The organism is Sporosarcina limicola (genome assembly GCF_014873855.1).
GTDB lineage: Bacteria > Bacillota > Bacilli > Bacillales_A > Planococcaceae > Sporosarcina > Sporosarcina limicola.
The window spans coordinates 63,243-75,207 of record NZ_JADBEL010000002.1 but is presented as its reverse complement, the minus strand read 5'-3'; the positions used below and the strand labels follow the sequence as shown (position 1 = coordinate 75,207).

12 protein-coding genes and 1 pseudogene are annotated in these 11,965 nt (G+C 43.8%); all 13 read left to right on the top strand.

Annotated elements, in window-relative coordinates:
• A partial coding sequence (gene infB, locus H4683_RS02445) for a translation initiation factor IF-2 (protein ID WP_225941839.1) occupies positions 1-2,062 on the top strand: 2,062 nt, incomplete at its 5' end.
• The gene (locus H4683_RS02440; RefSeq protein WP_192597245.1) at positions 2,059-2,337 is read left to right on the top strand and encodes a DUF503 domain-containing protein; all 279 of its coding nucleotides are present in this window, start codon (positions 2,059-2,061) and stop codon (positions 2,335-2,337) included. The genes infB and H4683_RS02440, both read left to right, overlap by 4 nt.
• A 22-nt stretch (positions 2,338-2,359) precedes the next feature.
• The gene (gene rbfA / locus H4683_RS02435) at positions 2,360-2,713 is read left to right on the top strand and encodes a 30S ribosome-binding factor RbfA (protein ID WP_192597244.1); all 354 of its coding nucleotides are present in this window, start codon (positions 2,360-2,362) and stop codon (positions 2,711-2,713) included.
• 110 nt (positions 2,714-2,823) lie between these two features.
• Entirely contained in the window at positions 2,824-3,735 is a 912-nt protein-coding gene (gene truB, locus H4683_RS02430; RefSeq protein WP_192597243.1) for a tRNA pseudouridine(55) synthase TruB, read from the top strand.
• 12 nt (positions 3,736-3,747) lie between these two features.
• Entirely contained in the window at positions 3,748-4,695 is a 948-nt protein-coding gene (locus tag H4683_RS02425; RefSeq protein WP_192597242.1) for a bifunctional riboflavin kinase/FAD synthetase, read from the top strand.
• Between the two features lie 128 nt (positions 4,696-4,823).
• Positions 4,824-5,093, top strand: a complete 270-nt coding sequence (gene rpsO, locus H4683_RS02420) for a 30S ribosomal protein S15 (RefSeq protein WP_192597241.1) — start codon at positions 4,824-4,826, stop codon at positions 5,091-5,093.
• Between the two features lie 238 nt (positions 5,094-5,331).
• Positions 5,332-6,090, top strand: a complete 759-nt coding sequence (locus H4683_RS02415; protein ID WP_192597240.1) for an alpha/beta fold hydrolase — start codon at positions 5,332-5,334, stop codon at positions 6,088-6,090.
• 84 nt (positions 6,091-6,174) lie between these two features.
• A pseudogene (locus H4683_RS22285) lies at positions 6,175-6,297 on the top strand (IS30 family transposase); the annotation flags it as partial.
• Between the two features lie 388 nt (positions 6,298-6,685).
• Positions 6,686-8,806, top strand: coding sequence for a polyribonucleotide nucleotidyltransferase (gene pnp, locus H4683_RS02410; RefSeq protein WP_192597239.1), 2,121 nt, complete (start codon positions 6,686-6,688; stop codon positions 8,804-8,806).
• A gap of 88 nt (positions 8,807-8,894) precedes the next feature.
• Positions 8,895-10,142: a M16 family metallopeptidase gene (locus tag H4683_RS02405; protein WP_192597238.1), complete on the top strand. Its 1,248-nt coding sequence runs from the start codon at positions 8,895-8,897 to the stop codon at positions 10,140-10,142.
• 73 nt (positions 10,143-10,215) lie between these two features.
• Positions 10,216-10,494, top strand: a complete 279-nt coding sequence (locus tag H4683_RS02400) for a YlmC/YmxH family sporulation protein (protein WP_192597237.1) — start codon at positions 10,216-10,218, stop codon at positions 10,492-10,494.
• Positions 10,481-11,254, top strand: a complete 774-nt coding sequence (locus H4683_RS02395) for a dipicolinate synthase (RefSeq protein WP_192597236.1) — start codon at positions 10,481-10,483, stop codon at positions 11,252-11,254. The genes H4683_RS02400 and H4683_RS02395 overlap by 14 nt, the downstream gene beginning before the upstream one ends.
• A 12-nt stretch (positions 11,255-11,266) precedes the next feature.
• On the top strand, positions 11,267-11,857 hold the full coding sequence (locus H4683_RS02390) for a dipicolinate synthase subunit B (RefSeq protein ID WP_192597235.1): 591 nt from the start codon (positions 11,267-11,269) through the stop codon (positions 11,855-11,857).
• The last annotated feature ends 108 nt before the right edge of the window (positions 11,858-11,965 follow it).

The following is an 11,965-nucleotide window of genomic DNA, read 5'->3' as shown; positions in this document are numbered from 1 at the left end:
CGCATCAGGACAATCAGCTAACCGTCCAGCAGCACGTCCGGCACAAAGTGGAGGTCAGTCTCGTCCAGGCCAAAGCACATCAGGACAATCAGCTAACCGTCCGGCAGCGCGTCCGGCACAAGGTGGCGCACCATCCCGTCCAGGTCAAAGCACACAAGGTACAACAGCACGCCCGGCAGCACGTCCAGGCGGCGGTCGTCCAAGTGGTGGCGGTGGACGTGGTGGACGTCCACCAGCACGCGGCATAAACCAAGGACGTAGAAGATATCGTCCAGCCCCACTACCAAAAGTGGAGCAGCCGTTACCAGAAAAAATTACATTCTACGAGTCATTATCCGTTGCTGAACTTGCACGGAAATTGGGCCGTGAACCTTCTGAAATCATCAAAAAATTGTTCATGATTGGTGTTATGGCAACAATCAACCAAGAACTTGACAAAGATGCAATTGAATTAATTTGTACAGATTATGAAGTTGAAGTAGAAGAAGAAATCCGCATTGATGTAACAGATTTAGAAATTTATTTTGAAGAATCTGAAGATGCGCAAGCGGGACAAATGGAACGCCCTCCTGTCGTAACAATCATGGGTCACGTCGATCATGGTAAAACGACACTTCTGGATTCCATTCGAAATACAAAAGTTACACAAGGCGAAGCAGGCGGAATCACTCAGCATATTGGTGCTTACCAGATTGTGGAGAATGGTAAAAAAATCACATTCCTTGATACACCAGGTCATGCTGCGTTTACGACGATGCGTGCACGTGGAGCGAAAGTGACAGATCTTACAATTTTGGTAGTTGCAGCTGACGATGGCGTTATGCCCCAAACAGTTGAAGCCATCAATCATGCGAAAGCGGCGGGAGTACCGATTATTGTCGCAGTAAACAAGATGGATAAACCTTCAGCGAATCCAGACCGTGTTATGCAAGAATTGACAGAGCATGGCCTTGTTGCTGAAGCATGGGGCGGCGACGCGATTTTTGTTCCAATTTCAGCATTGATTGGCGATGGAATTGAACAATTGCTTGAAATGGTTTTACTTGTTGCTGAAGTCGGAGAACTGAAAGCGAATCCGGCAATCCGGGCTCGTGGAACAGTGATTGAGGCGCAATTAGATCGTGGTCGCGGTTCTGTTGCAACACTTCTCGTACAAGACGGGACATTACGTGTAGGTGATCCAATCGTGGTAGGTAACACATTCGGACGTGTACGTGCAATGATGAGTGATGTAGGACGTCGTGTGAAAGAAGCTGGACCGTCAACGCCAGTAGAAATCACAGGTTTAAGTGATGTGCCACAAGCCGGAGACCGTTTTGTTGTTTTTGAAGATGAGAAAACAGCTCGTCAAATCGGTGAAACAAGAGCGGGCGAGGCACTTCAAGAACATCGCGTCGAGAAAACAAGAATTACATTGGATAACCTGTTTGAGCAGATGAAGCAAGGTGAAATGAAAGAATTGAACCTAATCGTTAAAGCAGATGTACAAGGTACGGTTGAAGCAATGGCTGCCTCATTGATGAAAATCGAAGTTGAAGGCGTTAATGTGAAAATCATCCATACGGGTGCTGGAGCGATTAATGAATCTGATATATCACTTGCGGCTGCCTCAAACGCAATCGTCATCGGATTCAACGTCCGTCCAGACGTCAATGCGAAACGTGCTGCGGATGAAGAGGGCGTCGATATCAGGCAACACCGTGTAATTTATAAAGTGATTGAGGAAATCGAGTTGGCTATGAAAGGCATGCTCGATCCTGAATACGAAGAAAAGATTATTGGTCAAGTTGAAGTACGCGAAACGTTCAAAGTGTCTAAAATCGGTACGATTGCGGGAAGCTATGTAACGGACGGTAAAATCACCCGTGACTCAAGCGTCCGCATCCTAAGAGATAACATCGTGATCTTCGAAGGTGAAATGGATACATTGAAACGCTTTAAAGATGATGCAAAAGAGGTCACTAAAGGCTATGATTGCGGAATCACGATTAAAGGCTTTGACGATATTCAAGAAGGCGACATCATTGAGCCATTCGTGATGGAAGAAATTAAACGAGTATGATTGTCTATGCGGAATGTTGTTTCTTCATTCCGGAGACGGCTTCATTGAAAGAGAAGCGGTCTGTTTTGAAACGCATGACGGACAGGGTGAAAAATTCCTATAATGTCTCTATTGCGGAAATTGATCATCAAGAACTTTGGCAACGAACGACAATTGCACTCGTTGCAACTGCTTCATCAAAAGATGCGGCTGAGCGGGAAGTAAGACGGGCAATCCGATTATTGGAGTCGAATCCTGAATGGGAAATGTCCAATCTTACGCTCGACTATTACTGATTCAGAATTGGGGTGACCATCCATGACAATGCGTGCTAACCGTGTTGCAGAACAGATGAAGAAAGAACTTGGCGATATCATCGGTCAAAAAGTGAAAGATCCAAGAATCGGATTTGTTACAGTGACTGACGTCGCAGTAACCGGCGATCTCCAACAGGCGACAATCTACATCTCCGTTCTTGGAACAGACTTTGAAAAAGAGGATACGCTAAAAGGTTTGAACAAGGCGAAAGGATTCATTCGCGCTGAAATCGGCCGACGGATCAGACTCCGTCTAACGCCTGAAATTGAATTCGAATTCGACGCTTCCGTTGCATATGGAAATCGGATCGATTCACTTCTTAGACAGGTGCAAGACGACACCAACAACGTCTAAGCTGAAGCCTAGATAATGAAAAAATGGAGGAAGTCGGTGTCCACAAGGACTTTCCGACTTCCTCCATTTACATAGTGGAACGTATTATTGCGAATAAAAGGGGTATTTAAATGGATGGAATTCTTCCTCTATGGAAAGAAAAAGGGATGACTTCGCATGATTGTGTATTTAAATTGCGGAAAATTCTAGGAACGAAAAAGGTTGGACATACAGGCACACTCGATCCAAATGTGGAAGGCGTATTGCCGATTTGCATTGGGCAGGCGACAAAAGTGGCGGAGTATGTGACGGATTCTGGTAAGGAGTACGTCGCAGTCGTGTCAATCGGGAAGGCCACGGAAACGGAAGATGCGGACGGGGAGATTATTGCTTCCGACTTATCGCCAAAGCGAGTGACGCGAAGTGAAATCGAACAAGTACTTACGCAGCTCACAGGAGAAATTACACAGATTCCGCCAATGTATTCAGCAGTGAAGGTGAACGGACGTAAGCTCTATGAGTATGCAAGAAAAGGGATTAAAGTTGAAAGACCAGAGCGTAAAGTATACATCCGTGAAATCGAATTGCTAGATTCTGTTGATATGTACGAAGGGGATGAAATCACATTTCGTATACGCATCTCTTGCGGAAAAGGGACGTACATTCGGACACTTGCTGTCCAAATCGGGGAACTGCTCGGCTATCCAGCGCATATGGCAGCACTAGTTCGAACTGCATCAGGAAGCTATGAAAAAAAAGACTGTCGGACGTTGGATGAAGTGAGGAAACTTCGGGAGGATGGGGAAATCGATACAATTCTTCGCCCACTCGAAGATGCACTCACTAACTTCGCGGCCACGGAAATCGGCGATGACCTCTACGAAAAAGTGCAGAATGGACAAGTATTGCCGGAACATCAACTTCTTCAAAATGGAAATCTACTTGTATTTACGAGAGATGGCAAGGCAATTGCAGTGTATAGGAAGCATCCTGAGAAATCCGGTCTTATGAAGCCTGAAAAGATGTTTCCGTTGAACAAGTAAGGGGGAACTAGAGTGGACATCTATAAATTGGATTATCCTAGCAACTTCTCAATAAAAAATATTGGGCAGTATTCGCTTGCAGTCGGCTTTTTTGACGGATTGCATAAAGGTCACCAGGCAGTGATTGGTGAAGCGAAAAGAAAAGCGAAAGAACTTGGTATCTGTTCGGCTGTCATGACATTCGATCCACATCCATCCCATCTTTTTGGCGATGGAAAAAACAAAGTCGGATACATCACACAATACCCGGAGAAAGTAAGATTGTTCCGTTCAATGGGAATCGATGCGCTGTTTATCGTCAAATTCGATTGGGAACTGGCCTCTCTTTCTCCGGAGCAGTTCACAGAGAGTTTTATAAAGAGACTCAATATTAAACATGTGACTGCAGGGTTCGATTTCACATTTGGTTCGAAAGGTGTGGGCACGATGGAACTAATGGCTGAGCTCTCAAAAGGAGCGTTTGATACGACTGTCATTGGGCAAGTTGAGAACGGTGGGGAGAAGATTTCATCCACACGTATCCGTCAGCTGCTGTCCGATGGGAATGTGGAAGAAACTAAATCTTTACTTGGCAGACCGTTCCGTACAGACGGCATCGTGGTCCACGGTGAGAAAAGGGGGCGGCTACTTGGTTTCCCGACTGCAAATGTGACACCAGAGGAAGATACAATTCTACCCGCTAATGGTGTTTATGCAGTCCGTTTTACGGCCGATGACGTGATCCGTGACGGCGTTTGTAGTGTAGGTGTCAAACCGACATTCCATAATCCAGGAGACATTCCAGCTGTCGTAGAGGTCCATGTGCTTGACTTTGATGGTGATTTGTATGGGAAGACTGTTTCTGTTGATTGGATTGGACGTATTCGTGGGGAACTTAAATTTAGTTCTGCGGAAGCATTAATCGAAGAAATGGAAAAGGATAAAAAATATGCAAAAGTGATGTTGGCCACTCATCGATGAGTGTTGCAATCTAAAAATCGGCATGGTATTATAAACAAGTGCCGATGTGCACTAACCGTTTCTTGGCATGGCGAATCACCAACGTTTGCTAGGAAATAGGGGATACTTTGATAGTGGAGGTGAAAAGGATGGCTATAACACAAGAACGTAAACACGAATTGATCAATGAATATAAAATTCATGAAACAGATACTGGATCAGCAGACGTCCAGGTCGCTGTCCTTACGGAAGAGATCAATAACTTGACTGAACATTTCCGTCTTCATAAGAAAGACAACCACTCACGTCGTGGTCTTTACAAAATGATCGGAACACGCCGTAGACTTCTTAGATACTTGCGTGAAACTGAAGTTCAACGTTACCGTGATCTTATTGCTAAACTCGGCCTACGCCGTTAATAGCGCAACAAAAAAAGCAGGCCTTGTGCCTGCTTTTTTTTGTGCGTTTTTTGGAGTTTGGAGGTTACGTAGCCTGTTGGAGTTCACGTAGCTCAGTTTCTTGTTGTAGATTATGCCAAGGCATGCGCTCGTTATTTTTCAAACGGTAAAGGGTATCTTTTTTCATCCCCGATTAATATTGCAATTTAGGTAGAAATATTAATAATATTTAGCTTATAATTTAAATGGGTGATTAAAAGTGACTATACAACGTAAAAAGTTAATTGATACCAGCGATAACCGCAGGCTGTACAGTAAATATTCACGAAAAAGTACACCGAGCGTAATCTTCATAGCTGGATTAGGTGATAGCTGTGAGACATGGAACGAGGTCCAAGGTCGAATATCGCAGGAAACGTCTACCTTTTCTTATGACAGGGCGGGTGTTGGTAGGAGTCATGTGGCATCCGTTCCGCGGACTTGCCTTGATCTGGTCGATGAGCTTTCCGAATTGTTGCTGGAGCTTGAGGTAGAACCGCCCTATCTATTGGTGGGGCATTCCTTTGGCGGTCTGGTGGCCAGATTATATGCAAGCCTTTATCCGCAGATCATTGCCGGCATGGTTTTGGTTGATGCTGCGCCCGAATATAAAGAGCTTGCGTATGAAAAGGTTTTGCCTGAAAAATTGGTTGCAGCAAATAGGGAATATTTCGAGAATCCTATGTTAAATAGTGAAAAAATCGATAAGGTACAGAGTTATAAACAAATCGTTGATTATGTCCGAATAAGTGACATTCCTCTCTCAATTATTACAAGAGGTTTACCGGATAAGGGTGGCGGAGAATGGCCTGATAAGGAAATACTGGAAATTGAGCAGAGGCTACAAGTTGATTTCCAGTGGCTGTCAACGTCAAGCAAGCACCGGATTGCCGGTCGTAGCGGACATTACATTCATCACGATGAACCGGAAATTGTGATAGAGGAGATTATTATAATGCTGAAAGGGACGGGAAAGTGAACGATACAAGGATGAAATTCATGCTGGACCTTCAAAGAATTGATATTACCGGCTTCGTGAAGGTGAGTTGCTGCCGGATTTCGTAACTCTGATGTGGAAGAAACAATCCGTTACGCCGAGGACTAGTGTAACCGTTTACCAAGAAAGATTCTGGACTACCGCACGCCAGAAGAGTGCTTATTAGAAATACTCGCTAACATCGCCTGAGTCATGGTTAATGGGGACTTTCATATTTTGTTGCATTTAATATTGCGATTCAGGTATTTTTTTACTACTAAAAACTCCTTGTAATTTGTATTGGTTAACAAGCGATATGTATGAGCTACAATCTACTATTAATACGTTTCTAATGACCGGTAAGTTTCATCAAGGGGCAAGAAAGAATTTTCTAGATTCATTTTACTTATTGAGTCCATGATCCCCTAATTTCACCCCTCCTATTTTAGAAACCCAAATTAAGTGTTATACTGTACAAAGGTTGCTATGATAGATATTCCGCCTTATAAAACTTGTGTTCACTAAGCGCTATCATTTACACTATAATAATACATACAACGTATACAGCCAAAGCTGGAATATGGAGAGGGGTTCAATAATGACAGGTAAAAAAGTATATACATTAGATTGGGCAGGTCGACCGTTAACGATTGAAGTAGGCCAACTTGCGAAACAGGCAAATGGAGCTGTTCTTGTACGTTACGGCGATACGACTGTTCTTTCATCTGCAACAGCGTCGAAAAATTCACGGGGGCTTGATTTCTTTCCGCTTACAGTGAACTATGAAGAGCGTATGTATGCAGTTGGGAAAATTCCAGGTGGATTCCTTAAACGTGAAGGGCGCCCTTCAGATAAGGCTGTTTTAACAAGCCGTCTGATTGACCGTCCAATCCGTCCATTATTTGCGGACGGTTTCCGTAATGATGTACAAGTTATTTCACTTGTTATGTCAGTCGATCAGGATTGTTCATCTGAAATGGCGGCAATGCTTGGTTCTTCACTTGCACTGTCAGTTTCTGATATTCCATTCGAAGGACCAATCGCGGGTGTCCAAGTAGGACGCATCGACGGCAAATTTATCGTTAATCCCACACCGGCACAACTTGAGAAAAGTGATCTTGATCTAGTTGTTGCAGGTACGAAAGATGCTATCAACATGGTTGAAGCGGGTGCTAAAGAAATTGCAGAAGATGTCGTTCTAGAAGCGATTATGTTTGGACATGAAGAAATCATTAAGCTAATCGAATTCCAAGAGAAAATTGTTGCGGAAGTCGGTAAAGCGAAAATGGATATCGCGTTGTTTGTCCTTGATGAAACACTTATGACTGATATTAAAAATAGCTGTGAAGCAAACCTGATTAGTGCAATTCAAACGCAGGAAAAACATGCGCGTGAAGATGCTATCAATGCAGTGAAAACGGAAGTAATCGAACGCTACAAGGAAAATGAAGCGGACGAAGCGACAATGAAACAAGTTAAAGGCATTTTGGATCACATCGTTAAAAATGAAGTGCGTCGTCTTATCACGGACGAAAAAATCCGTCCTGATGGCCGTGGTCTTGACGAAATCCGTCCACTTGCATCGGAAGTTGGCATTTTGCCACGTACACATGGTTCTGGTCTCTTTACACGCGGTCAAACACAGGCGCTTAGCGTATGTACACTTGGTGCGCTTGGTGAAGTTCAAATCATCGACGGGCTTGGTCTGGAAGAGTCGAAACGCTTCATGCACCATTATAACTTCCCGAACTTCAGTGTCGGTGAAACAGGTCCAATTCGCGGACCAGGTCGTCGTGAAATCGGACATGGTGCACTTGGAGAACGCGCACTTTTATCAGTTCTTCCAGATGATACGAAATTCCCGTACACAATCCGTCTTGTAGCAGAAGTACTTGAATCGAATGGCTCATCTTCCCAAGCTTCAATCTGTGCATCGACAATGGCGATGTTGGATGCGGGTGTTCCACTTAAAGCACCAGTTGCAGGTATTGCAATGGGTCTTGTGAAAAAAGGGGACAACTACTCAGTCCTTTCCGATATCCAAGGGATGGAAGATCATCTTGGCGATATGGACTTCAAAGTGGCGGGTACTGAAAAAGGGATTACGGCACTTCAGATGGACATTAAAATCGATGGCCTTTCTCGTCAAATCTTGGAAGAGGCATTAGCGCAAGCGAAAGTGGGCCGCTTGAAAATCTTGAATCATATGATGACAGCAATTTCAGGACCACGTGAAGAACTTTCACAATATGCGCCGAAAATTATCATGATCAAAATCAATCCAGATAAGATTCGTGATGTTATCGGGCCAGGCGGAAAAGTAATTAACAAAATCATTGAGGAGACGAGTGTTAAAATCGATACAGAACAAGACGGTACGATTTACATCTCTTCTCCAAACAATGAAATGAATGCTAAAGCGAAAGCGATGATTGAAAATATCGTTCGTGAAGCTAAAGTCGGCGAATACTATATGGCGAAAGTGAAACGGATTGAAAAATTCGGAGCTTTCCTTGAGTTATTCCCTGGAAAAGACGGCCTTCTTCATGTATCTGAAATCGCGGAAGAACGTATAAAAGCGGTTGAAGACGTACTGAAAATGGACCAAGAAATGTTCGTTAAAGTTATAGAAATCGACAATCAAGGTCGTGTGAATCTTTCAAGGAAAACAGTTCTTTTAGAAGAAAAAGAAGCTGCCAAGAAAAACGAAACGAACTAATTTCATATAAATAACATGGAAAGCCCCTCTTCACAATGTGTGAGGTGGTGGCTTTTTGTTCATCCGAAGATAAAAGGGGATTTGAATAATGATAGAAAGAACTAGTTGTCCGAACGGCGTTACAATTGTTCACGAAAAAATGCCCTATGTTCGCTCATTGGCTTTGGGGATATGGGTCGGTGCAGGGTCAGCAGATGAGGAGGAATTTGAAGCGGGCATCGCTCACTTCATTGAACATATGCTGTTTAAAGGAACGTCAACGAAAAGTGCACGCGCGATAGCAGAGGAATTTGACCGTATAGGTGGAGACGTCAATGCATTTACATCGAAAGAAATGACATGTTTCTACACCACGGTACTTGGCAATCATGCACCACGTGCGCTGACTGTTCTATCGGATATGTTTTTCAATTCGACGTTTGAAGAAGCGGAAATCGACAAAGAAAAATCCATAGTTCTCGACGAAATCGCGGCAGTCGAAGATACGCCTGATGACGATGTAGATGAGCGATTATGGGCTACCATGTATCCGGACCAACCAATTGGTAGACCTGTTCTAGGTAATAAAAAGACAATTAAAAAGTTCAATAAGAAGATGATACTTGAATTTATGGAACGGATGTACACACCGGAGCGGATTGTTATTTCGATTGCAGGTAATTATGATGATCGACTTATTCGGCTAATTGAAGTCCATTTTGGTTCATTCAGACGTGGGAAACAGCTTGAACAAACCATCTCTTTACAGCTTCCTGAATTTCAGGGTGGCCTCACTGTAAAAGGGAAAGACATTGAGCAGGCGCATTTCTGTCTTGGTTTTTCAGCTTTAAGGGTTCAAGACAAGCGTATCCATGATCTACTCATTTTGGATAGTGTAATTGGCGGCGCAATGTCCTCACGTCTATTCCAAGAAGTTCGTGAAGAACGTGGCCTGGCCTACTCGATCTACTCCTATTACTCTGCATATAAGAACGCAGGGGCATTTATGATTTATGGGGGAACTGCACCAGAGAACTTAAAGGAATTAGCCGATACGATAGATACAGTTATCCATTCTGTTCAAAAAGATGGCATTACGGAAAACGAATTGCATAATGCGAAGGAACAGCTAAAATGTGGTTTCCTGCTGGGGCTTGAAAGTTCGGAATCTAGAATGCATCGCAACGGTAAAAGTGAACTATTGTTTCAAGAGCATAAGACAGCTGATGAAGTTATCACGCTCATTGATAATGTCGAAGCGGATCAAGTGCGTGCGATGGCTAGTGAACTATTTACGGAGCGGCGGACAATATCCATAATTGCGCCAGAAGATGTACTGAAGGGCTTCGAAATTTGACGTAAATCAACAGTCAGCTTTCTTGTGTTCAATTCATATCATGAATGGAGACGAAGGAAGGGGAGATGATGAGATGTTGCTTTCAGAACTTGCGCAGAAAGAGCTGATTCAAGTGGAGGATGGGGTTCGGTACGGTTTTCTTGCCGATACCGATCTCATTTTTAATGGGAAAACAGGTGAAATTATCGGATTTGAAGTAAGGAAGAAGTTTGGTCGCTTTTCATTTAAGAACAGGCAAGAACAGGCGGATGAATTTATCCCATGGGCTGAAATTGTCTTGGTTGGTGAGCATCGCATTCTTTTCGGAAAAACACATAGTTTAGATGAGGTAGATATTGATGAAAGAGGATAAGTGGCTTTTTATCGGAACAGATAATCGATTAGCTATATGCAGTGAAATCCTGACGGAAAGAGGATGCAGTAGTCACCATATTGGAACTAATTATGAATCAGAACAGCTCGAAAAAGACATTGAAGAATTTGCACCCCACCAAATTGTTTTTCCGATTTTGCAGATGAAAGGGACGCCATCGCCTGCATTATTGGATAAAGAGACGCGGCTTTTTACTGGTGTAGCATCAGAGGAGTGGTTGAAACCGTTCAAAGATGTAGGTTTAAGTATCCAATCGTATCTTCAAGAAGAACAATTCATCTGGCAAAATGCGAGATTGACGGCGGAAGCCTTCGTTCATGAATATTACGCACGTACAAAACGGAGCATTGCAGGCAGTCAATTCCTCGTTGCTGGTTTCGGGAGGGTAGGCAAGATAACAGCTGATGTGCTTGCATCCCTAGGTGGAGATGTTACAATCCTCGCTCGTTCCGATGTACAAATCGGAGAAGCGTCCGTTCTAGGCTATAAAATCGAGCGGCTGACGGCTGATTTTGATTTGACAGAAGGAAACCTTATCAATACAATTCCTGCAAAGTGGCTCTCCGTGACTGAACAGGCGGGACTTCACGTTTTTGATCTTGCATCCGCTCCAGGTTGCCTAAGGGCGCCTCTCTCGTCTGAATACTATACAGTACTCCTCGGATTACCGGGAAAACATTTTCCCGTCGATGCCGCAACCGCCTTGGCGGACGCACTTGGGAGAATGTCTAGCAGATGAAAGGGGAACTCGATGCTACAAGGGAAGAGAATCGGTCTTGGAATTACGGCGTCACATTGTACGTATGAGGCAATCATACCGGTCATTGATTCATTAAAAGACGCTGGTGCGACTGTTGTGCCAGTTATTACGCATTCCGTTCTGACAGCTGCCACCCGTTTTGGAACAGGGGAAGAGTGGATTGCGAAAATCGAGAAGGCAACAGGGCAAAAAGTTATTTCTACAATTGTTGGTGCAGAGCCATTCGGTCCGAACACGCCGGTAGACTGCATGATTATTGCGCCAATGACGGGCAACTCTATCAGTCGATTTGCCAACGCAGCAACGGATTCACCGGTATTGATGGCTGCAAAAGCGACTTTACGCAATAGCAATCCCATCCTTCTTGGTATTTCGACGAACGATGCACTTGGTTTGAACGCGGGGAATATTATGAAGCTGCTCAATATGAAAAATGTGTTTTTTATTCCGTTCGGTCAGGACGATCCATTCAATAAACCAAACTCGCTTATCTCCGAATTTTCGCTCATGGTGCCTGCCACTGCTGCTGCTCTCGATAAGAAACAACTTCAACCACTATTAATCATGCATAAAATAAAATAAAAATACAGCTGCATAAGATTCGCAAATGTGATATAATTCGACCAATGAAACGCTAAGGATGCAAAGAGCCAAAGAACTTTCATAGATGAAGTCACTTCTACTGAAAAT